This is a genomic window from Bacteroidota bacterium, assembly GCA_026391695.1.
Lineage (GTDB): Bacteria > Bacteroidota > Bacteroidia > Bacteroidales > JAGONC01 > JAPLDP01.
On the sequence record JAPLDP010000064.1, the window covers coordinates 1 to 26,063 of the forward strand.

The 26,063-nt window shown below is 38.7% G+C and carries 25 protein-coding genes and 2 tRNA genes; 19 read left to right on the plus strand and 8 right to left on the minus strand.

From position 1 onward, the window contains the following. The first annotated feature begins 172 nt into the window (after window positions 1-172). From NT175_07885 to NT175_07895, 3 genes are all read left to right on the plus strand, one after another. Entirely contained in the window at window positions 173-790 is a 618-nt protein-coding gene (locus NT175_07885; protein MCX6234628.1) for a hypothetical protein, read from the plus strand. 62 nt (window positions 791-852) lie between these two features. Then, complete coding sequence (locus tag NT175_07890) at window positions 853-2,019, plus strand: site-specific integrase (protein ID MCX6234629.1); 1,167 nt, start codon at window positions 853-855, stop codon at window positions 2,017-2,019. Between the two features lie 344 nt (window positions 2,020-2,363). Continuing rightward, window positions 2,364-2,975: a hypothetical protein gene (locus NT175_07895; protein MCX6234630.1), complete on the plus strand. Its 612-nt coding sequence runs from the start codon at window positions 2,364-2,366 to the stop codon at window positions 2,973-2,975. Between the two features lie 24 nt (window positions 2,976-2,999). Here the strand turns inward: NT175_07895 and NT175_07900 are convergent, their stop codons facing one another. Next, window positions 3,000-4,145: a site-specific integrase gene (locus NT175_07900; GenBank protein MCX6234631.1), complete on the minus strand. Its 1,146-nt coding sequence runs from the start codon at window positions 4,143-4,145 to the stop codon at window positions 3,000-3,002. Between the two features lie 145 nt (window positions 4,146-4,290). After that, window positions 4,291-4,363, minus strand: a tRNA-Phe gene (locus NT175_07905). Window positions 4,364-4,480: 117 nt separating this feature from the next. Here NT175_07905 and NT175_07910 point away from each other — a divergent pair. The 6 genes from NT175_07910 to NT175_07935 are packed head-to-tail and all read left to right on the plus strand — an operon-like array spanning window position 4,481 to window position 11,189. Beyond that, entirely contained in the window at window positions 4,481-5,209 is a 729-nt protein-coding gene (locus NT175_07910) for a type III pantothenate kinase (GenBank protein MCX6234632.1), read from the plus strand. A gap of 28 nt (window positions 5,210-5,237) precedes the next feature. Then, the gene (locus NT175_07915; GenBank protein ID MCX6234633.1) at window positions 5,238-6,485 is read left to right on the plus strand and encodes a hypothetical protein; all 1,248 of its coding nucleotides are present in this window, start codon (window positions 5,238-5,240) and stop codon (window positions 6,483-6,485) included. Window positions 6,486-6,503: 18 nt separating this feature from the next. Further along, window positions 6,504-7,886, plus strand: a complete 1,383-nt coding sequence (locus NT175_07920) for a tetratricopeptide repeat protein (protein MCX6234634.1) — start codon at window positions 6,504-6,506, stop codon at window positions 7,884-7,886. A gap of 38 nt (window positions 7,887-7,924) precedes the next feature. Continuing rightward, a complete protein-coding gene (locus tag NT175_07925) occupies window positions 7,925-9,277 on the plus strand; it encodes a hypothetical protein (GenBank protein ID MCX6234635.1) in 1,353 nt (450 codons plus the stop codon). Between the two features lie 11 nt (window positions 9,278-9,288). Beyond that, window positions 9,289-9,879 carry an LPS export ABC transporter periplasmic protein LptC gene (lptC, locus tag NT175_07930; protein MCX6234636.1) on the plus strand — a complete coding sequence of 197 codons (591 nt, stop codon included), beginning with the start codon at window positions 9,289-9,291 and terminating at the stop codon, window positions 9,877-9,879. Window positions 9,880-9,923: 44 nt separating this feature from the next. Then, window positions 9,924-11,189: a hemolysin family protein gene (locus NT175_07935; protein MCX6234637.1), complete on the plus strand. Its 1,266-nt coding sequence runs from the start codon at window positions 9,924-9,926 to the stop codon at window positions 11,187-11,189. 70 nt (window positions 11,190-11,259) lie between these two features. On the opposite strand, the gene elbB is transcribed toward NT175_07935, so the two are convergent. Beyond that, the gene (gene elbB / locus NT175_07940) at window positions 11,260-11,907 is read right to left on the minus strand and encodes an isoprenoid biosynthesis glyoxalase ElbB (protein ID MCX6234638.1); all 648 of its coding nucleotides are present in this window, start codon (window positions 11,905-11,907) and stop codon (window positions 11,260-11,262) included. 168 nt (window positions 11,908-12,075) lie between these two features. Here elbB and NT175_07945 point away from each other — a divergent pair, with 168 nt between their 5' ends. Then, window positions 12,076-13,356: a Y-family DNA polymerase gene (locus NT175_07945; GenBank protein ID MCX6234639.1), complete on the plus strand. Its 1,281-nt coding sequence runs from the start codon at window positions 12,076-12,078 to the stop codon at window positions 13,354-13,356. 33 nt (window positions 13,357-13,389) lie between these two features. Further along, window positions 13,390-14,046: an SOS response-associated peptidase gene (locus NT175_07950; protein ID MCX6234640.1), complete on the plus strand. Its 657-nt coding sequence runs from the start codon at window positions 13,390-13,392 to the stop codon at window positions 14,044-14,046. A gap of 33 nt (window positions 14,047-14,079) precedes the next feature. Here NT175_07950 and NT175_07955 read toward each other — a convergent pair whose 3' ends face one another. Then, window positions 14,080-15,072: an acyl transferase gene (locus tag NT175_07955; GenBank protein ID MCX6234641.1), complete on the minus strand. Its 993-nt coding sequence runs from the start codon at window positions 15,070-15,072 to the stop codon at window positions 14,080-14,082. 78 nt (window positions 15,073-15,150) lie between these two features. Here NT175_07955 and NT175_07960 point away from each other — a divergent pair, with 78 nt between their 5' ends. The 4 genes from NT175_07960 (at window position 15,151) to NT175_07975 (ending at window position 17,556) form a co-directional block, all read left to right on the plus strand. Then, window positions 15,151-15,678 carry a hypothetical protein gene (locus NT175_07960; GenBank protein MCX6234642.1) on the plus strand — a complete coding sequence of 176 codons (528 nt, stop codon included), beginning with the start codon at window positions 15,151-15,153 and terminating at the stop codon, window positions 15,676-15,678. A 158-nt stretch (window positions 15,679-15,836) separates the two neighbouring features. Then, on the plus strand, window positions 15,837-16,403 hold the full coding sequence (locus NT175_07965) for an RNA polymerase sigma factor (protein MCX6234643.1): 567 nt from the start codon (window positions 15,837-15,839) through the stop codon (window positions 16,401-16,403). A gap of 8 nt (window positions 16,404-16,411) precedes the next feature. Further along, window positions 16,412-16,864, plus strand: coding sequence for a hypothetical protein (locus tag NT175_07970; protein ID MCX6234644.1), 453 nt, complete (start codon window positions 16,412-16,414; stop codon window positions 16,862-16,864). Window positions 16,865-17,226: 362 nt separating this feature from the next. Then, window positions 17,227-17,556, plus strand: a complete 330-nt coding sequence (locus NT175_07975) for a DUF6249 domain-containing protein (protein MCX6234645.1) — start codon at window positions 17,227-17,229, stop codon at window positions 17,554-17,556. Between the two features lie 81 nt (window positions 17,557-17,637). Here the strand turns inward: NT175_07975 and thpR are convergent, their stop codons facing one another. Continuing rightward, window positions 17,638-18,195 (minus strand): RNA 2',3'-cyclic phosphodiesterase, encoded by a 558-nt coding sequence (gene thpR, locus NT175_07980; GenBank protein MCX6234646.1) that lies wholly within the window; start codon window positions 18,193-18,195, stop codon window positions 17,638-17,640. A 136-nt stretch (window positions 18,196-18,331) separates the two neighbouring features. On the opposite strand from thpR, the gene NT175_07985 reads away from it, so the two are divergent. Further along, a tRNA-Ala gene (locus tag NT175_07985) sits at window positions 18,332-18,405 on the plus strand. A 664-nt stretch (window positions 18,406-19,069) separates the two neighbouring features. On the opposite strand, the gene NT175_07990 is transcribed toward NT175_07985, so the two are convergent. Further along, window positions 19,070-19,435 (minus strand): DUF1573 domain-containing protein, encoded by a 366-nt coding sequence (locus NT175_07990; protein ID MCX6234647.1) that lies wholly within the window; start codon window positions 19,433-19,435, stop codon window positions 19,070-19,072. Window positions 19,436-19,652: 217 nt separating this feature from the next. On the opposite strand from NT175_07990, the gene NT175_07995 reads away from it, so the two are divergent. Both NT175_07995 and NT175_08000 read left to right on the plus strand, forming a co-directional pair. Continuing rightward, window positions 19,653-20,960, plus strand: a complete 1,308-nt coding sequence (locus NT175_07995; GenBank protein MCX6234648.1) for a HAMP domain-containing sensor histidine kinase — start codon at window positions 19,653-19,655, stop codon at window positions 20,958-20,960. Beyond that, the gene (locus NT175_08000) at window positions 20,929-21,636 is read left to right on the plus strand and encodes a response regulator transcription factor (GenBank protein MCX6234649.1); all 708 of its coding nucleotides are present in this window, start codon (window positions 20,929-20,931) and stop codon (window positions 21,634-21,636) included. Before NT175_07995 ends, NT175_08000 begins: the two co-directional genes overlap by 32 nt. Here the strand turns inward: NT175_08000 and NT175_08005 are convergent. Both NT175_08005 and aspS read right to left on the minus strand, forming a co-directional pair. After that, entirely contained in the window at window positions 21,581-22,864 is a 1,284-nt protein-coding gene (locus tag NT175_08005; GenBank protein MCX6234650.1) for a U32 family peptidase, read from the minus strand. The genes NT175_08000 and NT175_08005 overlap by 56 nt on opposite strands. 29 nt (window positions 22,865-22,893) lie before the next feature. Next, the gene (aspS, locus tag NT175_08010; protein MCX6234651.1) at window positions 22,894-24,639 is read right to left on the minus strand and encodes an aspartate--tRNA ligase; all 1,746 of its coding nucleotides are present in this window, start codon (window positions 24,637-24,639) and stop codon (window positions 22,894-22,896) included. Between the two features lie 151 nt (window positions 24,640-24,790). Between aspS and NT175_08015 the strand changes: the two genes are divergently transcribed. Next, window positions 24,791-26,005 (plus strand): aminopeptidase, encoded by a 1,215-nt coding sequence (locus NT175_08015; GenBank protein ID MCX6234652.1) that lies wholly within the window; start codon window positions 24,791-24,793, stop codon window positions 26,003-26,005. Window positions 26,006-26,063 lie beyond the last annotated feature (58 nt).

Consider the following 26,063-nt stretch of genomic DNA (forward strand, 5'->3'; position numbering starts at 1 on the left):
GAAATGATGCAGATTTTAGGTATTTCTATTTTTGCCAAAACTCCAATAAATGAGCTACTTACCAAAACACAAATCAAACAAAATGTCAAAGAACAACTTAACTTATTTAATTTCAAAGAAATATTAACGCATCACTAATGAAAAATAAACATTAATTAAAAACTATAATACAATGGCAACGATTAAAGATCTGGATACTATTCCCATAGAAGTTATTCAGGAATTCCGGGAAACTAAAACCTCAAAAATTATCCCTACTGATGTCCAGCGGTACATCATACACCTGGACCGGTCCTTTGAATTATTGCAGATCAAGAGCAGTTTACGCTCAGTAGCCCTCCAGCTTATGGGTGAATTCAAAGAAGATAAGCTAAGCTTCACTACAGCACGCCGTAGGATTAACGACGCCGTTATATTTTTCAATGTGAATAGCGGTGTTAAAAACGAAGAGTGGGATAGCTACTATGCAGATCGATTTGAGGATTTGGCAAATAAGGCGCTTGATGCCCGTAACTATACTGAAACCAGGCGATGTATGGAAAGAGCGCATACCTTACGCACTAAGCGGGATGAGAATGCTATAAGGCCGGAAGACCTACGTATTAAGGATAATCTTATTAATCCCAATATATCTCCAGAACAACTTGGTCTCAAAAAAATTAATCTGAAAAAATTATGGGAAGACTCCAAAGATTTAATTAATGGTCTCAACCTCGATTCTATTCAAAAAAATCAATTATTAAAAGAGACGGCTGAGACGCTTGATGTTGATAATTCTGATGATATTTGATATCTCTGGTTTATATTTGTATAGTTTTTATCTATCTCATTTCACAAAAACTCACAGGATTAATGCCAAAGATAAGAATCATTATCAGAGAAGATTATACTAAAACAGATGGCACCGCCCCTATCAACCTTCAATTTTTTCTTATGAAGAAAAGAATATTGGTGCCGACTCATATTTCTGTTGCTCCAGATGAATGGGATAAAGAAAAAGAGATGGTCAAAGCTAAGCATCCCAGGGCTTATGATTATAACTTGATAATCGAACAATGCCGGTCTCTGGCCAATAATATCCTGGTGAAATACCGTTTACAGAAGATAGAGCTCACTCGTGCTATATTCAAAACTGAATATGACAATCCTTCAAAATATGCCGACTTCTACCCCTGGCTGGAATCAGAAATAAGAGAAAGGGAGGGACTATTATCTCCTGGAACCATAAAACATCACTTCGTACTATTGCATTCATTGAAAAAATTTAAACCAAAACTTATATTCGCTGAAATAGATAGATACTTTATTGAGCAATATGAAAAATTTTTAAAAGTAACTGAGAAGAATGGATTGAATACGATCAGCAATAAATTAAAACAATTCAATTCCTATCTTACCCGGGCAGAAAAGCGCCAGCTTATCAGGGAGAATCCCTTTAAATCATTCCGTATAAGGCATGGAAGCAGCAGGATATCATTTCTCACCGAAAAAGAACTCGAACTATTAATAGCTTTATACAAGCGTAAGGAAGCCCCACTCCACCTCAGAAAGGTATTGCGTTATTTCCTTTTTTCCTGTTTTACCGGCCTTCGTATCAGTGATGTTAAACGTCTCGAATATCAGCAAATATTAAATAATACAATTGTTATTGTTCCCCATAAGCTGAAAAATGTCAATAATGAAGCTATTACTATCCCACTTTCAAAGTCGGCCTTGAAACTAATATCCGATGAAGGACCTCATAAGATATCCGGTAAAATATTCTCCACTTTCTATGATCAGAAAACAAATATACACCTTAAGACAGCAGCTAAATTAATTGGTATCAAAAAGGATCTCCATTTCCACATGGCCAGGCATACTTTCGCTACGCTCTTCCTGGAGAAAACAAATGATCTTACCACCCTTCAAAAATTACTTGGGCATTCATCCATAACGCAAACCATGGTTTATGCACATATATCTGAAGGGAGAAAGAGGGATCAGATGAAGGTATTTGATAAATTTTTTAACATTTGAATAATAGAAAACAAAAGCAGTCGAAGCGGCTATTAAAAAAATGAAGTAATATCATAAGCTTTATTCATATAATTCCTGTCAGCTTGTCAGGATTTTGACCTGATCAGGGAGAATAATACCATCAAATAAAAAAGATCGTGCATTGTAGGGCCTTATTTTGAGGCGGAAGAATTATGTATTAAGTGCACTTGTTTACAAACTGAAAATATTTCAGAATTTTGTTGCATAAGATATTTTTAAGTACTATTTTTACTTCATATAAGTTTTGTGTGCGTAAAACTATTCCTTATTCTTCATAACTTTGTGCCCCTTTATACGTTAAAAGTACTAAAGAGGTAGTTATTATGGACAACTTAATTATCTTACAAATAGATACTCCCACTATCGTGGCGATTTGTGCGCTTGTTATAGTTATACTCGGGGGTGGCTATAAACTTTTCGAGAAGATAGGAGGTATTGGCCAAAAAACTATTGACATTAAAGAGGATATTGGACGAATTGATAATACTATTGATGGAATTCACACTGATATTAAGGAAATTCGTGAAAGTATTCAGCCTTTAATGCCAATAAAAGATTCAGTTTTTGCTATTCTTATGAGCAGGTTCAGTACTTCTCAATCTCCAAGAAAACTTAATGAAATGGGATTAAAAGTTTTCAAGGATTCCAAAATTGGAGAAATCGTAGCGCCTTATATTGAAGAAATTACCCAAAAGGTAAAACTTGCAAGTCCTCCAAATGCTTATGTCGCTGAAAGTCTCCTTATTGAAGAGTTCAGTAATTTACGAAACAAAGAAGAAATTAAAAATAAAATCGAACAAGCTGCTTTTTTAACCGGTCAAGAGGTTTCAATAATTTTGCTTATCGCAGCTCTTTACTTTAGAGACAAAATCTTTGAGAGTTTAGATTTAAAAATTGAGGATATCGATACATTCTCTCCGAAAAAGTCGGAATGATTAAAGATACCACCTGGATATAATTCATAGTTTCTCCCATTTATCCATTTCCCTTACTTTAACCTGATCAGAATATTTCGTGTAAATCTGAGTCGTTTTCAAATTTTTATGGCCAAGAATCTTACCGATAACGTCAATAGGGATCCCTAAGTCAATTCCAATTGTGGCAAATGAATGCCTGGCACAATGGAAGCTTATCTCTTTAGATATCTTTGCTCCTGATATTATATCCTTTAGATACCTATTAGTTGCCTGGCCAGTTAATACCTTAAAAACTTTTTGATTAGTGAAGGAGGGACTATGATCTATAAGCTTTAAGGACTGACTGATCAAAGGGATCCTCACTTGATCTTTGGTCTTATGCATTACAACTGTAAGAATGTTTTCACTAATCTGATTGAATCTCAAATCCCTTAAATCCTGGTATCTTAATCCGGTAAAGCAGGCAAATAAAAAGTACTTAAGCACATTTGATTTACTCCGTGGTAATTTACCAGATTCATAAAGCTCCTCTAAATTCAGTAATTCATGCCTTGTTAATGCCTGCCGGTTGCTGGTAGTTTTACCTAACCTGAATTTATTGAAAACATTCTCTTTAACCATGCCCTGATTAATAGCTTTGTTTAAAATGACTCTCAGAACACGTAGGGACTTATTAGCCGTGTTTTCATTATTAAGCTGGTCACTGATCAAATATCCATAATAAGCCTGGATAAATGAATGATTAAGATCATTAAATAACAATTCAGATCGATAATCTTTCAGCTTATTGATCTGAGATTGATAACTTTTCATTGTGGCGGGAGCCAGGATATCCTTTAATGACTTTAATTCAGATTCTGCAAATTCAAAAAATGACTTACTGCCAAAGGAATCATTAATAAAATGCTGTTCAAAATTTGATGCTGTGATAGGGATATCCTTCACTTGTAAGTCAAACAGGATATTATTAGCCTTATTTTCTGCTTTATCCAACAGCATATTCTTACGAAAATGATCAGGATCGGATTTTCGTACCCTGCCATTTTTGAAGTCATCAGGTTTAACAAATATGTTTAGTGTGAAATAATGAGCCCTGCGATTTAACCATAATCTGAGACGTACATTCTTAGTGCCGTCTTTCCGAATGTAATCAGGCTTAAGAACGATTTTAATAGTAATAGTAGTCATTTTGGCAATAATTAAGTAAGCAATTAAGTAAGCGAATTGCCAAAAGACATTGAAATCAGGTGCTCAGATGTTACTTTTAAAAGCCATTAAATCGTTAAAAATGAAATATTTGAAATTTTTCACTTTAAAGGTTTAACGCTTCCTGTGGTACCACCTGGAATTGAACCAGGGACACACGGATTTTCAGTCCGTTGCTCTACCATCTGAGCTATGGTACCATAATTTGGGAGGCCAAAGATAAAGAAGATTTTTCAAAATTAAAATAATTCAAAAAAAACATTTAAGTTTCCCTGATACAATGTATCTTTGCACACTTTTCTGAAGCATTTTATCTCATGAAGCTTGTCATTGATTACGGTAACACACGTGTTAAAATAGCTGTATTTGACAAAAACCAGCTGCTAGATATCAGGGAACGCGAAAATCTTGATGCACATACCCTCCAGAATTTCATGAAAGATACTCCTGACGTCACCTCCGCTATCATTTCAGCTGTCAGGGATTATTCTCCTTCTCTCAAGGAGTATTTACAGAGCCGGTTTCATTTTATTGAACTTGATGAGAATACTCCTCTTCCTATTAAAAATAACTATCTAAGCCCTCTGACCCTCGGTAAAGACCGGCTTGCTGCCGCCGTTGCTGCTAATGATATGTTCCGTGACCAGCATGTACTCATCATTGATGCCGGTACCTGCATAACTTACGATTTTATCGACAATACGAATGCTTTCATTGGTGGCGGTATATCACCAGGTATCACAATGAGATTCAAGGCACTTCATACTTTCACCGGAAAACTTCCGTTAGTAACCATAGAGGACTTTGAAAAGCTCATTGGACAAAGCACATCAGAGTCAATATTGTCGGGTGTTTTAAATGGAGTGCTGGCTGAAGTGAACGGAATACTGCAAAAATATAGAGAAAAGTATTCTGATATCCGGATCATTTTGACTGGTGGTGATGCAAAATATTTTGATAAAAGATTAAAATATAACATCTTTGTATTTCCGAATCTTGTATTGTCAGGTTTAAACATAATTTTGGATAGCAATTTTGAAGAATAATATATTTCACAGACTTCTCTTACTTTTTATGTTCCTGCAGGTCATTTGCAGGCCTCTTTATGCACAGGTAGATATTAATTCCCCTTATTCTCATTTTGGCCTTGGTGAAATATATAATAACCGGACGGCCTTCAACATGTCGATGGGGGGCATAAGCTTTGCACTAAGTAATCCATTATATATTAACTATGCCAATCCTGCTTCATACAACGGCATCGATACAACCTCCTTCCTTTTTGAAGGCGGCCTTTTTGGTGACTTTGTCAAATCATCAACGGAAACACAAACTGCCAGGTTAAAAAACGTTTCACTGGGATATATTTTAATGGGATTTCCAATCACCAAATGGTGGAAAAACAGTATCGGCCTAACACCATATAGTTATCTCGGATATGCAGTATCGGAGGTGAAATACCTCAATAATATCGGTAATATTTCTTATAATTATGAAGGTTATGGGGGCCTGAACCGGGTTTACTGGGGACATTCTTTCAGATTATTCAGAAACTTCTCTGCCGGTATCAATGCTTCTTATCTTTTCGGTAAACTCGATTATGATAAGGTGATTCACTTTCCTGACTCCGTTTATATGGAGAGCTTCCGGGTAAGTAATAATACCAGGGTGAATGACTTTCTTTTCAATTTTGGTTTTCAATATCATCTCAAACTAAAAAAGGACCTGTCTATTACCACTGGAGTCGTTTATAATGCTGCCACAAAGCTTAATGCCAATAGAGATATCCTGGCTGTGACATTTTTCCCTGGTAATGATCAGGTTGAATACATTAAGGATACTATCGTTTATAAGCCAGGCGAAAAAGGAACCCTGAATGTCCCATACAGCATCGGTGTTGGATCTGTGATCCAAAATGGCACACAATGGCTGGTTGGCGCTGAATTTTTCTGGCAAAACTGGAAAAAGTATTCTTCTTATGGCCATTCCGATTCACTTGATAACAGTATGCGCATTTCATTCGGCGGACAATATAAACCTTTTTCTGAAGGTGTTTCAAAGTATTGGGAAAGAATAGCCTACAGATTCGGTTTCCGGTTTGATAAAACATACCTGAAACTCAGAAGTAATACCATTAGTGAATTTGGCGTGACTTTTGGTGTTGGTCTGCCACTTAAAGGTACAATGTCGACTGTAAACCTTGGACTTGAGGTAGGACAGGGCGGAACAAAAAATAATGGACTAATCAGGGAAAATTATTTTAGGTTTACGATTGGGATTGCACTCTATGAAAGATGGTTCATTAAATCTAAATTCTATTAAATCTAAATTGAAAACAGAATGAAAAGGATCTTCTTGTTATTAATAGCAAGTATCGTCACCACGTCCTTTTATTCGCAGGTAGTATATGCTCAGATCAACAATCAGAGTGCCCTGGGACCAAAATACGGGCAGGACAGTGCCAAATGTGTTATGGAGATTTCTTTATATCGGGAATTTTATAAACAATGGAGGTCAAGTAATTATAAACTGGCATTAAATGATGCACTCATCCACTGGCGGTGGGTGTTTGTATACTGCCCCCTGGGAACAGAAAACACATATGTGGATGGTGCTAAAATGTTTAACTTTCTTGCGCAATCCATCACAGATAATACACTAAAAGAAAAATTTATTGATACACTGATGATGATCTATGATCAGCGCATCAAATATTTCCCATTACATTATAAGGAAAAAAAACCACAGGAAGGTGAAATCCTGGGCCGTAAGGGCATAGATCTTTATCAGCTTAAACCATCTGCCTACGAAGAAACCTATAAAATTCTTAAACGTTCTGTTGACCTGCAAGGCGCCGGATCAGCCGCTGCGGTGCTGGTATATTATTTCATGGTAACAACGCAAATGGCTAATGATGGCAAAATTCCAAAAGAAATAGTATTGGATACTTACGACCAGGTAATAACTATTATTGATACAATTTTAAAAAACCAGACTAATCCTGAACAACTTACTGAACTCGAAGTAGTAAAAACAAATATTGACCAAATGTTTGAACCTTTTGCCACCTGTAACGATCTGGTTAACATATACACTAAGAAATTCAACCAAAAGGGAGAAGACCCTGAGGTTCTTAAAAAAATTACCAGCATGTTATATAAAAAGAATTGTACAGATTCACAGTTATATTTCGATGCTACGAATAATTTATACAAACTGGAACCAACACCTGAATCGGCATATTTTATCGGTCGCATGCTGATAAAAAAACAAGAGTATAATGACGCAACTAAATTCCTGCTCAGCGCCACCAATATGTCAGATACTAACAGCAGAGCAGATTGTTACCTGTTATTGGCCGATACGTACCGCAACCTGAATGATTACCCCAAAGCACGGTCATTTGCATTTAAATCCGTAGAATTGCGTCCGAAGGATGGAAATCCTTACATTCTGATAGGCGATCTGTATGCAACAAGCGCAAAGGATTGCAGTGAGGATGAATTCACTCAGAAAACAATCTATTGGACTGCCGTTGATAAATATATTAAAGCCAAAAACGTGGATCCTAAAATATCTGATGTAGCTGATGAAAGGATTTCCTCATATATGAAAGCATTTCCCAGTGCAGAAGCTAATTTTTTTCATGACCTGAAAGAAGGAGACACGTATTTGGTAGAATGCTGGATAAATGAAACAACAACTGTAAGAGCGGCAAAATAAATATGTCGGAAATACATAATTGTCACAATGTTTAAAAAATGAAAAGACCATTGCTCATCACATTAATGACCATTATACTGGCTCTTCCCTCCATGTACGGTCAGAAATATGGACAGGATAGTTTAGCCTGCATTGAAAATCTCTCGTTATACAGAATTAATTATAAGATTTGGAAAGATCATAATTTTGAAGAGAGAGTCATTCAGGAGGTGCCAATTTATACTCCATGGCACTGGGTTTTTTTTAATTGCCCTGAATCCAGCCAGAATATCTATGTGGATGGTGTGACTATATTAAAATATATAATTGATAAGGAAAAAAATCAAAGTATCAGACAACAATATATTGACACTCTGATGATGGTTTATGACCAGCGTATTAAATATTTCGGCAGTTCCAATACCAGCAGGGAGGGCCTTGTTCTTGGCCGTAAGGGTGTCGATCTTTACACTCTCAGTCCCGATCGATTCTTTGATGCTTTTCAGATTCTTAATAAATCCATCGAACTCGAAGGATTAGAAACAACCGGACCTGTCCTTGTCTATTATTTCAATACTACCATCAACTCTGCTGTTAAGGGAGCTGTTGATTCTTCAGTCATCATTGACACGTATGATAAAATCAGTGAGATCATTGACTACAATATTGAAAAAAACAAAGATAATCCCGAACAATTGACCGAATGGGAAAATGTAAAAGCTAATATTGAGAGCACTTTTGAACCCTTTGCCACTTGTGATGACTTATTGTCCATTTATGAAAAAAAATTTAAGCTAACTCCCGACAATGTTGATCTCCTGAAAAAAATCACCAGGATCCTTGATAAAAAGAATTGTACGAATTCTGACCTGTTCTTTGAAGCCACAAAAAAATTATATGACCTTGAACCCACTCCTGAGTCTGGATACCTGATGGGTGTTATGAACCTGAGAAAAGAAAAATTCCAGGAAGCTTCCACTTATTTATTCGCATCAGTCGACAGTCTTAAGGATGTTAATAAAAAATCGAACACTTACTTGCTCCTTGCTAATATCTATTTAAACCTCAATGACTTTCCCAAAGCCCGGTCATTTGCCTATAAAGGGCTCGAAATAAAACCGGATAACGGGAGTTTCTATATCCTCATCGGTGACCTGTATGCACGAAGTGCTATCCAATGCGGTGACAATGATCTGACCAAAAAAGTGGCATACTGGGCAGCTGTCGATAAATATATTAAGGCTAAAAACGTCGATAATACTGTTACAGACAATGCCAACGAGCGGATTTCAACATATTCCAGCTTTTTCCCCTCTACCGAAACTATTTTCTTTTATGATCTGAAAGAGGGTGATCCCTATTCTGTTGGATGCTGGATCAATGAATCCACTACCGTCAGGGCAAGCAAATGACCAGCGTAAACATGTCAATCTTTATCAGAACCTGGAATTTTATACGATCTCACATTGCCTGTAACCTTTTAGTATTACTCTCTATTCCTTTTTATCAGGCGTGTGAGAATGATATAAAAACCGTTGGGCTTTTTTCCAGAATAGACACTTTGCCCGTTGAATCGGTTAAGGAAATCCAAGTTATTCAAAGCGATTCAGGAAGGATAACTTTTATACTTACAAGTCAACAACTCAATCGTTATGAGGGAAATGATCCTTATATGGAATTCCCGAAAGGCTTCAAAATCATCTTTTATGACAGTGCGATGCAAATCAAATCACAACTGACAGCTGACTATGGCGTAAGCTTTGAAAGACGAAAAATAATGGAGGCTAAAAATAATGTTGAGGTCATCAATTATCAAAAGAATGAAAAGCTGAATACAGAGCATCTGGTATGGGATCAGAAAAAAAAACTCATTTACTCCGATGTATTTGTCAAAATCACTTCTCCGGATAAAACCATTTTTGGAGAAAATGGGCTGGAGGCCGATGAGCAGTTCAATAGCTATACGCTCAAGAAGGCTAAGGGTGAAATACGCTTTGATCAGGATAAATACTAACGGAAGTATGTAATCTTTGTATTACTATAATACAGATATTTCGAATGCACCCCTGGTTAACGGTCATCATAACACTATTATTTTCCGCCTTCTTCTCGGGAATGGAAATTGCCTTTATCACAGCTAACAAATTGAAAGTAGAACTGGATAAAAGCAAGGGATTGCTCTCTGCACAAATCATGTCGGATTTCAATAAGACACCCTCCCGTTTTATTGGAGCCATGCTGTTAGGCAACAACATCGCCCTGGTTATATATGGCATAGCCATGGCTGCAATCCTCGATCCGTTTATCGCGCACATCCTGCCTTCTAAACTGCAAGGTGAGATCCTTAACCTCATTATCCAGGTCATCATGGCAACGCTGATTATCCTTATTGTCGCTGAATTCCTTCCGAAAGCCTTATTCCGTATTAATCCCAACACGATTATCAACTACCTCGCAGTACCAGTATATCTGTTCTATTATCTTTTTTATCCGGTTATTTTCTTTTTCATTGGATTATCCGAGTTCATTCTTAAAAAAATATTCCATGTCAAGTTGTCAAAACAGACATATGATTTCACCCCTGTTGACCTGGATCATTTCCTGGCAGAATACTTTGCATACTTTAATAAAGACCTTGAACTTCCACGGGAAATACAGATGTTCAGAAATGTGATTGATTTTCGCAATATCAAGTTGCGTGAATGCATGGTGCCCCGAACCGAAATAGAAGCCATTGAAGATAGTGACACTTTAACAAGGCTAAAACTGAAATTCATTGAAACAGGCTATTCACGTATCCTGGTCTATAACAGTTCTATCGATAACATTATCGGCTATGTCTATGCATTTGATCTTTTCAAAAATCCATCTGAAATCAAATCCATTACCAATCCGGTTATGATTGTACCTGAAACAATGTTGGCTAAAAAGGCACTTACGACATTTATACAACAACATAAAAGCATAGCCGTCGTTGTAGATGAATTCGGCGGCACATCGGGTATGGTCACCATCGAAGACATTATAGAAGAAATTTTAGGTGAAATAGAAGACGAATATGATTCCGGGGATCTACTGGATAAACAAATTAACGAAAACGAATATGTCTTTTCAGGAAGACTTGAACTGGATTACCTGAATGAAAAATATAATCTGAATCTGCCCGCGTCAGACGAATATGAAACCCTTGCAGGATTCATTCTTCATCATTATGGCAGCATCCCTCAGCCAAAAGAGCAGATGACCATTGGCCCTTACGTATTTTACATCATTCAGTCAACAGCCTCCAGGATTAATAAAGTAAGGCTAATAAGAAAAGGATAACCTTAAATCACCCACGACTTCAGTCGTGGGACTTGTAACTCACGACTTCAGTCGTGGGATTTTGCTCAATTTAAATTTCTCTAATTATTGCTTTAATAATATTCTCTGCTCCTTCGGCTATCTGAACTATATTAGCATCCAGCATATAACAAGGGGTAGTAAAGATTTTACGCTTCTTATCCATCACTACCTCTCCATGAGTTGTGATGACATGTTTCCCTCCCATTTTGACGATGGCTGAAGCTGATCCCTGATCCCTGCCAATCGTCAGTTCAACATCACCAAACAATCTTGCAGCAATCACCGGTGAAATGCACATTAATCCGACAGGTTTTCCCAGTTTAACCATTTCCCTTATGGCTTTCTCAACCTCCGGATTAACAGAACATCTTTCACCCTCAACGGCGAATGTACATAAGTTCTTGGCTACACCAAAACCTCCGGGGAAGACGATGGCATCATAAGAATGAGGATTAAAATCCTTCAGCGGCTTGATTTTGCCTCTTGCTATCCTTGCAGCTTCGACCAGTACATTTCTTGTTTCATTCATTACCTGACCTGAAATATGATTGATAACATGGTACTGCTGAATATCAGGAGCAAAAATCTGATAATCGGCATTCTGCTTTTTAATAGCATAAATTGTCATGACGGCTTCATGGATTTCAGCGCCATCCATTACACCGCAACCTGCTAATACAACTGCAAATGTTTTCATGAATTCACTATTTGGTTTCGATGCTAATTTACTGATTATTTTATTAACTTTGATAAGGTTGCTGGTCAAAGGCATCCATTATGATTGACATTTAGCAATATGTTACCACATGCCTGCTTTCTGACTATCATGCAATCTGCGACCGGATATTGATTTAATATAGCACTAATGCCCAAAACCTTTGCCCTCGTCGACTGCAATAACTTTTATGCCTCCTGCGAACGCATTTTCAATCCACACCTGGAGGGCAAACCATTAGTTGTCCTGTCGAATAATGACGGCTGCATTATAGCCCGGTCAGACGAAGCAAAAAAATTGGGGGTTAAAATGGGGGTACCAGCTTTTGAGATAAAAGATGTGCTTGAAAAGAACAATATTCAGGTCTTCTCAACTAACTATGCTCTATATGGAGATATCTCACAACGGGTAATGACCATCTTGTCGCAATTCTCCCCTGCAATTGAAATTTATTCAATTGACGAAGCCTTTCTGGATCTGACAAATATGATTGGGATTAATCTCCAGGAATATGGCGCCAAGATTGCCAGGACTGTTCTTCAATGGATAGGTATTCCTGTGACCATTGGTATTGCTCCGACAAAAACCCTTGCAAAGGCAGCGAACCATCTGGCAAAGGAACATCCAAACTGGAATGGTCTGCTGGACATGACTTCAGTTCATGACCCGGATGTTTTACTTCAAATGATCCCTGTTAAGGACATATGGGGAGTCGGGCCTCAATATGCCGAATTTTTAACTCATCATCATATTATTACAGCCCTGGACTTGAAAAATTCACCGGAAAAATGGATCAGAAAATACATGGGTGTCGTTGGTGAAAGAACGGTCACTGAACTCAGAGGAATACCCTGCTTTCCTGTTGACAACAATCCTTCCGGGAAAAAAGGCATCTGTATATCCCGGTCATTCGGAAAACCCACCGATGATTATGATGAAATCGAACAGGCTACTTCAACATTCATCGTTTCAGCTGCTGTTAAGTTACGTAAACAAAAGTCATTGGCACAGGCCCTGACTGTCTTTGTGATGACCAATCGGTTTGCAAAAGGACCCCAATATGTCAATGGGATGACTGTTCATCTGCCCATCGCTACAAATAATACAGCTGAGCTTATCCATCATACAATTAGGGCCCTGAGGAAAATATTCCGAAAAGGATACCAATATAAAAAGTCCGGAGTTATCGTCACGGATATTATTCCTGAACAAACGTTTCAATGCTCGTTATGGGATGATGTCGATAGATTGAAACAAAAAAAACTGACGATGATCATTGATAGCATTAATACCAGTATGGGAAAAGGGAAAGTCAAATATGCCGTTCAGGGTACACAAAGACTATGGAAAATGAGACAGGAAAGGTTATCTCAGGGTTTTACGACAAATTGGGAGGAACTGCTTACTATTGACCTGGATAAAGTCGAGTAAAAAATATTAAAACATCTTGAAAATTAAAGATATATGTGTGGAAGGTTTTCGTTTTCACCTAATGAAATAATTATCGAAGAACGATTTGATCTGGAGATCGAAGAGGGGACATACAAACCCCGGTACAATTGTGCTCCGTCACAGAATCTCGCAGTCATTTCAAATGCTGATCCGGGCAAACTGAGTTTTTATCGCTGGGGATTGATTCCGTTCTGGGCTCAGGATATGTCGATCGGCAACCGGATGATTAATGCCAAAGCAGAGACAATTCTGGAAAAGACTTCGTTCAAAAATCCATTCCGGCATAAGAGATGTCTCGTGCCCGGCGATGGATTCTATGAATGGAAAAAGGAATCCTCCGGTAAAACACCCTACCGGATCGTCACGAAAGATCATGGGCTTTTTGCAATGGCAGGTATTTGGGATTCATGGAAAGATACAGAAGGGCGCATTATCAATTCCTTTGCGATTATCACAACTGCAGCCAATGTAATCATGAAGCCTATTCATGAGCGTATGCCGGTCATTCTTCTACCAGAACATGAAAAAGAATGGTTGTATCGTCAAGATAACTATGCCTTGCAGCAACTCCTGAAACCTTACCCTTCCAGGCTGATGGAAGCATATCAGGTTTCCAAACTAGTAAACTCTCCCTTGAACGATTCGCCTGAGGTTATTATCGGAGTATAAATTAAATTTTTATCTTCCGAAAATTGACATCTGTCAGACAATCATCAGGTTACAACCTCTGATATCGCTGAAATCAAAACGTCCCAGCACTTCAAATGATCCGTCGATGTGCGTGATCCCAAGGTCCTGTGTGGCTACGAATGAACAGGAATAGAGGTTAGCCAGGTCAATGATGTTAATACCTCCTGTTTGTTCATCGCCAATTAATGTCAGCGGATCATTTATGTCTCGAATACATACCCTCATCCATGAAGGACAACGAAAGAATCCGTGACCCGTGGAATATGATTGCGATAATAACTCTGTCATGCCATATTCTGAATGAATGACCTCAACACCAAAGCCCTTACATAACCGGCGGTGAAGTTCTGCCCTGACAAGCTCCTTTTGTCGGCCCTTCATACCACCGGTCTCCATGATAATCACATCAGAAAATTCAAAATTCCGCTTTTCAATAAGATCAAGCAAAGCATACGATGCTCCCAAAAGAATGACCTTCTGATGCTGCTTCATCAACTTTACCAGATTGTCAATAAGCTTCTCTGTATCATATAAATAAAATCCACTTAAAGCGTGCCCTGTTTTTTGGATAAGAATATTCACCATATATACCAGCGACGATCCTTCACGTTCGAGATATGAAGGAAGCAGAGCCAGTAAAGTATAATCTCTGGCCGGACCATAGAAATATTCAAAACCCCTTAAAAGACTTGTATTGTATATAGTAATATCACAAATATGGTGTCGGGATATCTGAGACCCTGTGGTACCGCTGCTGGTGAAAATAACCTGATGATCCTGATCTCCGCTGACAATACGGTGGCTCTTGAAAAATTCTACAGGCAGGAAGGGAACCTGTTCCGGAGTCCGGACTTTATCAATGGGTATACGCAAGGTATCAACATAACGCCTGTAAATCAGATTATTTGTATACTGAAAACGAAATATTTCAATGATCAATGCGTTAATCTCTTCAGAAGAAAAAGAGTTGAATATTCGGCCTTTCAATTCATCCGGTAAAGACATTGTATGGCAGAGTTATTGTTTGTTCGCGATGCAATATTAAGTACCTTTGCAATCTTCGGAGATCAAATCACGCGATCAATGAAAACATTTTCAAAGTTACATCTATTTCTCCTGCTCTCTTTCGTCTTCACTTTTTCGGGCTGCATGAAAAAGGAAGAATTTCCTGTTGAACCGCAGATTGCTTTTAGTAGTTTTGTTAAAATCATTGATGGTTCCGGCATCGATAACCGCGGCGTCCTGGAAATTTCCTATACCGATGGCGATGGCGATATTGGACTATCCCAGGGAGATACCCTACCCCCATATGATTATAACTTCTTCATGAAGTATTATGAAAAACAAAACGGTGTTTTTAAAGAGGTTTTTATTACCTATTTTAATGAATATACACAAATGATTGACACACTGGATATGAATGCCCGCATACCTGTGCTGACGCCTCCGGGTCGCAATAAAGCCATTAAGGGGATTATCCAGGATACAATATTTATAAATAATTACGACTCTCCATATGATACCATCCGGTTTGAAGTCTTTATTAAGGATAGGGCATTACATGAAAGTAATACAGTCACAACACCGGAGATTGTTATTAAAAAGCAATAATTGATAAAGTCGGCAGTCGGCAGTTTGTCATAGGGATTCACCAAATATTATAATTTTTCGCTGACTGGTGACTGCTGACTGGCGACTTAAAACTAACATATGTAATCGATAACTTCCCATCCTGTAACCAAAGTGTAACTTAATCGTCTAACTGCTACATGGAACTCCCGGATGACCGCATAATCATTAAACATGTTCTCGCAGGGGATACCGCAGCCTATGCCCATCTGGTTGAAAAGCATAAAGATATGGCTTACAGCATGGCCCTTAAAATTACACGCAACCGTGAAGATGCCGAAGAGATCGCCCAGGATGCTTTTGTGAAGGCCTTCCATTCTCTCAGGAGCTTCAGGCAAGAATCCAGGTTTTCAACATGGCTATTCCGTATCGTATACAACACAGCCATCAGCAGGATGAGAAAAAGAAAAACTGAAACCATTACCCTTGATGATGATATCGTGGAGAATTTTACAACCGATGAGATCCATGAAGACATTAGGGCACTAAGCGATGATGAACAACGCATACTGCTCAATAATGCCCTTGAAAAGCTGCCAGTAATAGATTATACGATTATTACGTTATTTTATATTGAGGACTGCCCGGTTGAGGAGATATCCCAAATCACCGGGCTGACAAACGTCAATGTCAAGGTCAGGTTGCACAGGATACGAAAAAGACTTTATGCTGAGCTTAACGAATCCTTTAAAAGAATTCTTAACTAAAAGCCCAAATGAACGATTTCACAAAACATAATGATGATTTTCTGAAAGACCTTTTTAAAAAGACAGGAATAGAAAAAGCACCTTCAGACTTTACCGGAAAGATAATGGAAAAGATTCAGGCCGAAGCAGTATATGATACAATCGGTACTTCACGGCTGATCACAATGAAAACGTGGTTATTCGTCGCTTTCGGCTTTGCAGGGTTGATCTGGCTCCTTTTCTTTTCGCACTGGTCAATAGCCAGTCTTGACTTTAGCCCGGAAAAAATGGATGCCAGGCAATACCAGCAGCTGCTGGGTTATTTTAAATCCACCTTCGAAGGCATCCTTTCCTTCTTCTCATTCTTTGGTACATCAAAAATTCCCCTGATTATCATTATTGGTGTCATATCATTAGTACTTATTGACAGACTCTTACGCAAGTTAGTACCAAATAGAACTTTTCTGCTGATAGGATTTTAATCAATGAGACTCAATTTTTTCGAGCGCAGTGAAGAAAAAATTGAGTCTCATTGATCCCGATGAACGAGGTGAAATCGGGATCCTGGTCAGATTCCCCGTCCCTTGGGGTGGAATTAATGTCCAGGGCTTGCTCTGGACTCAAATTCCGCAGCAAGCTGCGGAGTATTTAACCGATCCCGACTCGCTTCGCAGTCGGGATTAATTCGACTTACAAATTTTACTGCACTTTGTTTGTAAAATTTGAGTCTCATTAATAAAAATAATTTTATGACGAATCAGATGTCTAATTTGTAACCTGCATATATCACCTGCGTCAAATGAATGGATACTAAAATTAATGTTGAACTTAAAAAATAATTAACATGACAGAATTCATGGTTCCCATCAGTGTCTTTGCAATGATTTTCGGCATTGTATATATTGTCAGCCGCCGCAAAGAGCGTATGTATATGATGGATAAAGGAATTACTCCCGACACCTTCAAGACTGAATCCCGTTCTCAGACGAATCTTAAATGGGGTTTGTTCCTTGTTGCAATCGGCATTGGTTTGATTCTTGCAAACTGGCTCGCCGAAAGCGGCGCAATGAGCGAAGAGGCAGCATATTTTTCGATGATATTTCTCTTTGGAGGTGTGGCCCTTGTTGTCAGCCATTTTCTTGGTAAAAATAAGACAACAGGCGGGGAAAAGTAATTAGTCGGCAGTAGGCAGTCGACAGTCAGCAGGATGCATCAGGTCAACTAATAATTTACTGGTTACTGCCAACTGCCGACTTTATTTAAACAGCGGAAACGATTTAATTGCCGAATAAATCGGTCCTTCCGAACGGAGAATGCTCTCGTATAGATGGATGTTTTCAACAGAAGATTTCTGAATGAAAACATCCTTTTGTTTTTCAATCACCTGCGAAAAATATCTTTTATCAGTGATATACTTAATCCTGCCGATTGTCAGGTGTGGTGTAAATTCTTCTTCACCTGAGTATCCGATATTTTGAAGATTTGTCATGATATTGTTGGCAAGAATCAGCAACTCTTCCGACCTTTCAATGCCAATCCATACCACTCTTGGCTTGTAGAAGCCTCCAAAAACACCGACATGGCTGAGGGTGAGATCAAACGGCTGCGATTTGGAGGCTGCATCTTTTAAAGCCAAGCTAATTGTCTGGATCTTTTCTTCGTGTGTTTCTCCGAAAAACTTTAATGTGATATGTATGTTTTCAATTTCTACCCATTTGATTTTATCATCCCTGAGCTTTGATTTGAGGTCATAAAAAATATTCAGAAAGTTTGGTGAGGGCTGGATATCGATGGCGGTAAAAATGCGTTTCATGAGGCTTCAAGCTACAAGCTGCAAGATAAGAAGAAAATAGAAAATAGAAATTGGAAATCAGGGTAATTTGTCTATCTTTGCACACCTATTTCAAAATTGAGATATTCACACTCACACTGACACCCACACCCACGCCGGGGCATTAGCTCAGATGGCTAGAGCGTTTGACTGGCAGTCAAGAGGTCACCGGTTCGATTCCGGTATGCTCCACATCATATACTGAATCCATCCCGATATTCCTCTTTGGAGAATATCTTTTTCGTTTATCATTGTCATTCTCATGGTAAATTGAATATTGAAGTGGGATTTGGTTATTGGATATTCACAAAATTCACTCCTTCACAATCTTCCCCGTACTTGCCCGGGTGCCGGGTTAGGCCAGATCCTGAATATACTATATTTAAAGACATGGAGTATATGAAAAGAAAAGAGCGTGCACCCGCACACGCTCTTTTTGTAACCCAAAATCTTAAAATTACGAAACAGAAGAGAATAAGATTTTGTTGTTCACCAAATCCGGGGTTTAATCCTAAAAATCCAAAAAGGTAATATATGTTTTCAAATTTTTTTTATCTTGGTCTGTCACTTTTCATGCTTCATCAAAAACAGTATAATTTTAGCTTTTCCTAAAAAAGAAGAGAGCGTGACCCCTCACGCTCTCTATGTAACCCAAAATCTTAAAATTACGAAACAGAAGAGAATTAAAGATTTTGTTGTTCACCCAATCTGGAGTTTAATCAGATTTATTACAAAAGGTAATACACCTTTAAACGATTTTTTTTGAAAAGTTACAAAAAATGTTCTGAAAATATTAAAAAATGGTGATATTAGATTGAATATCAAATATTTAAAATATAAAATTTCTTTTATTTTTTTATTCCTTTATCATGACAATCCCCTTGATGGTCAACTTATGCTGATCGGTTTCGTTTAAAAAAACCGTGATTGTTTTATTAAAAGCTCCGCCTTTTTGTGCATTGTAAGTGATTGAAATGGTCGAAGATTCGCCAGGAAGTATTGGCTTTTTAGAATAATCGGCCACCGTACAGCCACATGAGGACCTGACATTTGATATGAGTACAGGCTCATTGGAAGAATTTTTAAACTCGAACGTAGCTAATACAGGGCTCCCCTGTTTGATCTCGCCAAAATCATACTCAACAAATTTCCAGATTATCTTCGATGCATTAGTCGCACCTTGCAAATCACTTGTGTTCTGAGCAAAATTATGAGTCAACATAAAAAGACTCATTGATAACAATAGGCAAAATCGTGTTGTTTTCATAAGGTGTTTTTTTAAGTATAAATCAGTCAAATAAAACAGACGTACAAATTTATCCCGGCCACACTGATAATAGGATAAAAAATAGTTCAATAAATGTAAATGAAATGTAAATTTTTGTTAATGAGATGTAAATGCCGGTAAAATCATAGAACAATTATGTAATTTTAATCTTATGAAAAACCGGGCTATACGAATCGTCGTATTATTAGGAACATTCTCCATTGTGTGCATGATTGTTTTCCAGGTATTCTGGGTCTATCAGACCTATCTTACAAGTGAGAAACAATTCAATCAGCGTGTAAAAATAGCCCTATATGATGTAGCTGAGAAACTGGCAGAATTTAACAAATCACAGCTGCCTTTCAGTAATCCCGTCGAACAGGTTTCTTCTAATTACTTCATTGTGAATGTTGAAAATGTGATAGATCCCATAATTCTTGAACATTTTCTAAAAACCGGATTTGATCACAGCAACATCACATTGGATTATGAATATGCTATTTACGACTGTGAAAGCAAAGAAATGGTCTATGGAAATTACATCAGTCCTGTTTCAGATCATACATCCCCAAGCAATCTCAGGACCTTTAAGAAAGATGATATGCTGGTTTATTATTTTGGGGTGAACTTCCCAACAAAAACCACATATATTATCGAGAATATGAACATTTGGTTCATTTCATCCCTTATTATACTAACTGCTCTATCATTTTTTGCATATTCACTATTTATAATTCTGAAACAACGGAAACTATCCGATGTACAAAAAGACTTCATTAATAATATGACACATGAATTCAAAACTCCCATTTCCACCATCGCCATAGCCTCCGGAGTTCTTTCTGATCCGCTCATTGTCAATGACCCGCAACGTCTTCACAATTACGCCACAATCATCAGTGAACAAAATGCCCGGCTTGAGCATCATATCCAAAAAGTACTTCAGGAAGCAGGTAGTGATAAAAGTTCCATTAAATTAAAACTGGAACAAATTGAAATTCATGATTTGATTACACATGTGGTCAGTAACTTTAAAATGAATCAGGCACAAATAAATATGACCATTAACTGTGAACTTCCGGTAAATTCGATTTATTTTCATGGTGACAAACTTCATCTTTCCAATGTTATTTATAATTTGTTGGATAATGCAGTAAAATATTGTGACACAGATCCTGTCATTCATGTCGTAGCCGGTAATAAAAAGAATGCCCATTTTATTTCAGTCATGGATAATGGCAGGGGTATTGAAAAACAATACCTTAACAAGATCTTTGAGAGGTTCTTCAGGATCCCGACCGGAGATGTTCATACTGTAAAAGGCTTCGGCCTGGGATTGAATTATGTAAAAAATATTATTGATTCGCATAAATGGAAAATTCACGTTATAAGCCAGATTGGAATAGGTAGCATTTTTACCATCCTGATTGAAAATAAACATTCTGGAAATGCAAAAAAAAGCACATATTCTGTACGTTGAAGATGATCGTTATCTGAGTTTTGTCACCAAAGATAATCTAGAGCTAATGGGATATAATATAACCTGCTGCGAAGATGGGGAGCAGGCAATAGATCTCTTTATCAGGAACCATTTTGATATCTGCATAATCGACATTATGCTCCCTAAAATCGATGGATTTACAGTTGCTACAAAAATCAGAGATATGGACCATCATATACCGATCATTTTTCTGACGGCTAAAACAATGAAAGAAGACCGTATCAAGGGATTGACAATAGGCGGGGACGATTATATGACAAAACCTTTTAATATTGAGGAATTGGTACTGAAAATCGAAATCTTCCTTAGGAGAAACCGCGTCAAAGAAGAGCATTCTGAATGTTTTTCACCTTTGAGAATAGGATCTTTCATTTTCGATTATAAAAATCAGCTGTTGAATTTAAAGGGGGAACAAATCCGGTTAACACAGAAAGAAGCTGATCTTCTTAAATTCTTAAATGAAAACCGGAATAGGGTGTTAAAGAGGGAGGATATATTAATATCGGTTTGGGGGAACGACAGTTATTACCTCAGCCGTAGTCTCGATGTTTTTATATCCCGACTGCGAAAGATCCTCAGAAAGGACAGACGAATTAAGATTAAAAATATACACGGTACTGGCTTTGCACTGACTGTTGCTGCTGATGCCGATTAACCAGATATACCTTGTCTGAACGACGGACAGGATTTCCGATCGGGAAGGAGCATGTATCTCCCTTTCTGGCTTCGCTGGTTAACTGGTTATTTCCTATACGTATTTCGGTAATATTATCCTCAACAACACCTGTTGTCGGCCCGATGATTAGTATCTCATCGCCGATATGCAGGGACTTGTTTTCAATTTTCACTTCAGCGACACCGATTTTAACATAATAATTCACCACTTTACCCAGAAAGGTTTTGCGTTTTGTGGCAATGGATCCCTCCTGGTTGTGCCATTCACCAACTTTCCGGCCAAGGTAATAGCCATCCCAGAAACCACGGTTATAAACGGTTGCAAGGCGTTGGTTCCATCTTTCAATATTCGAAGGAGTATATCTCCCGCTAAAACAGGCATCTATCGCTTCACGATAACACTGTGTGACGGTTTTTACATACTCAGGTGAGCGTCCACGTCCCTCGATTTTCAAAACTGTTACACCAGCTTTTATGATTTTATCCAAAAAACCAATTGTCTTAAGATCTCTGGGCGACATAATGAATTTATTGTCAACAACCATTTCTACTTCACCGTCGGTATCGAAGACGCGGTAAGGTCTGCGGCATAGCTGGTAGCAGGATCCACGGTTGGCTGAGGCATTGTAATTGTCGAGGCTCAAATAGCACTTGCCTGAAATGGCCATGCACAAGGCACCATGGGCAAATATTTCAACCTGTAACAGCCTGCCTGATGGCCCTGTGATCCGATCCTTTTTGATCCTGCGAATGATTGAAGCTACCTGGACAAGGCTGAGTTCCCGTGCAGTGACGATGACATCAGCATACCTTGCATAGAATCTTACCGCCTCAATATTGGTAATATTGGTTTGAGTAGACATATGGACTTCCATTGAAGCCTGCCTGGCATATTCCATTACTGCCAGGTCGGAAGCAATAATTGCGGTAATCCCATTACGTTTTGCTGCATCAATAATCGCCCTCATACGTGCCAACTCCTTGTCGTAAATGACTGCATTAAGTGTGATATATGACCGGACATTGCGTTGCTGACACACGGAAGATATTTTAGCTAGGTCACGGAGTGTAAAGTTTTGTGAGGATCGCGCCCTCATGTTGAGATTACCGATGCCAAAATATACAGAATTGGCTCCGCTTTGTATCGCAGCCATGAGTGACTCGTAGGAGCCAACAGGGGACATGATTTCAATTGTATGGGATGTCATATGTCGATTGTTTCACCTCCGGGGATGCGTCACATATCCAGCTTTATATGCAGTTCTTTCAACTGTTCCTCACTGATTGCCGATGGTGAATCAATCATGACATCCCTGCCGGCATTATTTTTAGGGAAAGCCATACAGTCACGTATAGAGTCAATCCCGGCAAATATGGCAACCCACCGGTCAAAACCAAAAGCAATGCCACCATGTGGTGGAGCTCCATATTCAAAAGCGTTCATCAGAAAACCGAATTGCTCCTGAGCCTGGTCATCCGTAAAACCTAAAACCTTAAACATCATCTTCTGTAAATTCTTATTATGGATACGGATAGATCCACCTCCTATTTCCACACCGTTTATGACCATGTCATAGGCATTGGCCCTTACAGCGCCAGGATCAGAACTCAATAAAGGAATATCCTCAGGTTTTGGTGATGTGAAAGGGTGATGCATAGCATACCACCGACTGGTATCGTTGTCCCATTCAAGCAGAGGAAAATCCACCACCCACAGGGGCTTGAATACCCCAGGTGTCCGTAATCCCAAACGGTTGCCCATCTCAAGACGAAGCTCATTAAGAGCTTTGCGTGTACTCTTGCTTTCCCCGGCCATGATCAGCATCAGGTCATTAGGCTTGGCATGAAAGCGCTCAGCCCAAATTTTAAATTCATCCTGCGTGAAAAATTTTTCAAGAGATGATTTAAAAGTCCCATCCGAACTATATTTAACAGAAAGCAGTCTCTTGGCACCTATTTGGGGACGAGTGACGAATTCCGTGAGTTCATCAAGCTGTTTACGCGTATATTCCCCGCACCTTTCAGCACATATGCCAACAATCAGCTCGCCCTCATCAAAGACCCTGAAACCTTTTCCCTTTACCAGGTCATTCAGCTCGACGAACCTCATGTCGAAGCGGATATCTGGTTTGTCGGAACCAAAATGCGCCATAGCATCCTGGTACGACATCCTTGGGAAATCGCCCATGTCACAATTTTTTATAGTTCTGAATAGATGCTTGGATAAGCCTTCAAATGTACTGAGGACATCATTTTGTTCGACGAAGGCCATTTCACAGTCGATCTGAGTAAATTCAGGCTGGCGGTCAGCACGCAGGTCTTCATCACGAAAGCATCTTACAAGCTGGAAATAGCGATCATAGCCTGCAACCATGAGGATCTGCTTGAAAGTTTGAGGAGACTGCGGCAAAGCATAAAACTGCCCGGCATTAACACGTGATGGCACCACAAAGTCACGAGCGCCTTCAGGTGTAGATTTAATCAGAAATGGGGTCTCAATTTCAATAAATCCTTTATCGCTGAGATACCGGCGTGTTTCCATCGCCATGGTATGTCGTAGTTCCAGGTTTTTACGGTTAGGAGTACGACGTAAATCAAGATAGCGGTATTTCATGCGCAACTCTTCACCACCATCAGTATGGTCTTCGATAGTGAAGGGTGGGGTCTTAGCAGGGTTCAAAATTATTAACTCCTCTACAATAATTTCAACCTCACCTGTTGGCATTTTAAGATTCTTGTTGCTACGTTCGGTGACTTTGCCGCTTGCTTTGATGACATATTCCCTGCCTAATTTACGTGCTTCCAGGCAAAGTACGCTGTTGGTTTCCATGTTAAAGACCAGTTGGGTGATGCCATAGCGGTCGCGTAAATCAACGAAGGTCATACCACCAAGATCTCTGGAACGTTGCATCCAGCCTGAAAGGGTGACGGTTAAGCCCTTATGGGCAAGCGTGAGCTCTCCGCAAGTATGGGTTCGGTACATAAAAGGTTATTTACATTAATCAAGGCTGCAAAGTTAAAAAAAAGAGAATGGAGCGGGAAAAATGAGTCAGGCGAAAGAACTATGGATAACTGTATTATTTTATACTTTTGTCTGGAATTGATAGGTTTTGTTTAACATTAACAACAAAAAAATGAAGTATTACATCACAACATTAATGGTTTTCATTTTGGGGGCAGGACTTTTAGCCCCCAATATCAGCTATGCACAGGATGAAGCTAAAAAAACCGATGAAGGTTACCAGTTCACCATTATAAAACAGCTTCCTGCAACCCCCGTCGAAAACCAGTATAAATCGAGTACATGCTGGAGCTATGCAACAATTTCTTTCCTGGAGTCTGAATTATTGAGAACGGGACATGGCGAATATGATCTCTCCGAAATGTTCATCGTCCGGCATACTTATCCTGAAAAGGCTGAAAAATATGTCAGGGTGCATGGCAAAATGGAATTTGGTCCAGGTGGAGCATCCCATGATGTGACTGAAGAGATTAAAAAATATGGCATTGTTCCGGAAGAGATCTATAGTGGGATGACTATCGGAGAAAAGAACCCTGTTCATAATGAAATGGATGCTGTTTTGAAAGCTTATGTGGATGCGATTGTTCAGAATCCGAATAATAAATTGTCGCCTGTATGGCATGACGGATTTGAAGCTGTCGTTGATGCCTATCTTGGTAGACTTCCCGAAAAATTTGATTACAAGGGCAAGGAATATACACCCATAAGTTTTGCTGGATCACTGGGATTGAATCTGGATGATTATATTGAACTGGCATCCTTTTCACATCATCCCTTCTATGAAAAATTTGTTCTTGAGGTTCCCGATAACTGGATGGGTGATGAAATATATAACATCCCATTGGATGACCTGGAAAAAGTGATTGATTATTCTCTTGAAAACGGTTATACTGTCGCCTGGGGGGCTGATATGAGCGAAAAAGGATTCTCCTGGAAGAATGGTGTAGCCATAGTCCCTGAAGCCCGGCCTGATAAAATGACCATTGAAGAAAAAGAAAAATGGGAGAAGATGACTGATTCGGAAAAAGATGCCTCGCTTTACAAATTTGATAAACCCGGATTTGAAAAAACGATCACCCAGGTTATACACCAACAGGCCTTTGACAATTACAACATGACTGACGATCATGGGATGCATATTACCGGAATAGCCAAAGACCAGAATGGTAACCTGTACTATATTGTTAAAAACTCCTGGGGAACCGATGCCAAATATAAAGGGTATATGTATGCTTCCAAGCCTTATGTGCTCATGAACACCCTTGATATCATGGTGAATAAGGATGGGATTCCGAAGGAGATAAAAACCAAACTGGGAATAAAATAGCTCTGTTTCTGCAATTTGTTTAACGTTGAGCGTTGGTTATACCTGCGCTCAATTTTAG

Coding starts and splice junctions, on each gene's coding strand:
- NT175_07885 (MCX6234628.1), top strand. CDS start 173: ATGGCAACGATTAAAGATCTGGATACTATTCCCATAGAAGTTATTCAG.
- NT175_07890 (MCX6234629.1), top strand. CDS start 853: ATGCCAAAGATAAGAATCATTATCAGAGAAGATTATACTAAAACAGAT.
- NT175_07895 (MCX6234630.1), top strand. CDS start 2,364: ATGGACAACTTAATTATCTTACAAATAGATACTCCCACTATCGTGGCG.
- NT175_07900 (MCX6234631.1), bottom strand. CDS start 4,145: ATGACTACTATTACTATTAAAATCGTTCTTAAGCCTGATTACATTCGG.
- NT175_07910 (MCX6234632.1), top strand. CDS start 4,481: ATGAAGCTTGTCATTGATTACGGTAACACACGTGTTAAAATAGCTGTA.
- NT175_07915 (MCX6234633.1), top strand. CDS start 5,238: ATGTTCCTGCAGGTCATTTGCAGGCCTCTTTATGCACAGGTAGATATT.
- NT175_07920 (MCX6234634.1), top strand. CDS start 6,504: ATGAAAAGGATCTTCTTGTTATTAATAGCAAGTATCGTCACCACGTCC.
- NT175_07925 (MCX6234635.1), top strand. CDS start 7,925: ATGAAAAGACCATTGCTCATCACATTAATGACCATTATACTGGCTCTT.
- lptC (MCX6234636.1), top strand. CDS start 9,289: ATGTCAATCTTTATCAGAACCTGGAATTTTATACGATCTCACATTGCC.
- NT175_07935 (MCX6234637.1), top strand. CDS start 9,924: ATGCACCCCTGGTTAACGGTCATCATAACACTATTATTTTCCGCCTTC.
- elbB (MCX6234638.1), bottom strand. CDS start 11,907: ATGAAAACATTTGCAGTTGTATTAGCAGGTTGCGGTGTAATGGATGGC.
- NT175_07945 (MCX6234639.1), top strand. CDS start 12,076: ATGCCCAAAACCTTTGCCCTCGTCGACTGCAATAACTTTTATGCCTCC.
- NT175_07950 (MCX6234640.1), top strand. CDS start 13,390: ATGTGTGGAAGGTTTTCGTTTTCACCTAATGAAATAATTATCGAAGAA.
- NT175_07955 (MCX6234641.1), bottom strand. CDS start 15,072: ATGTCTTTACCGGATGAATTGAAAGGCCGAATATTCAACTCTTTTTCT.
- NT175_07960 (MCX6234642.1), top strand. CDS start 15,151: ATGAAAACATTTTCAAAGTTACATCTATTTCTCCTGCTCTCTTTCGTC.
- NT175_07965 (MCX6234643.1), top strand. CDS start 15,837: ATGGAACTCCCGGATGACCGCATAATCATTAAACATGTTCTCGCAGGG.
- NT175_07970 (MCX6234644.1), top strand. CDS start 16,412: ATGAACGATTTCACAAAACATAATGATGATTTTCTGAAAGACCTTTTT.
- NT175_07975 (MCX6234645.1), top strand. CDS start 17,227: ATGACAGAATTCATGGTTCCCATCAGTGTCTTTGCAATGATTTTCGGC.
- thpR (MCX6234646.1), bottom strand. CDS start 18,195: ATGAAACGCATTTTTACCGCCATCGATATCCAGCCCTCACCAAACTTT.
- NT175_07990 (MCX6234647.1), bottom strand. CDS start 19,435: ATGTTGACTCATAATTTTGCTCAGAACACAAGTGATTTGCAAGGTGCG.
- NT175_07995 (MCX6234648.1), top strand. CDS start 19,653: ATGAAAAACCGGGCTATACGAATCGTCGTATTATTAGGAACATTCTCC.
- NT175_08000 (MCX6234649.1), top strand. CDS start 20,929: ATGCAAAAAAAAGCACATATTCTGTACGTTGAAGATGATCGTTATCTG.
- NT175_08005 (MCX6234650.1), bottom strand. CDS start 22,864: ATGACATCCCATACAATTGAAATCATGTCCCCTGTTGGCTCCTACGAG.
- aspS (MCX6234651.1), bottom strand. CDS start 24,639: ATGTACCGAACCCATACTTGCGGAGAGCTCACGCTTGCCCATAAGGGC.
- NT175_08015 (MCX6234652.1), top strand. CDS start 24,791: ATGAAGTATTACATCACAACATTAATGGTTTTCATTTTGGGGGCAGGA.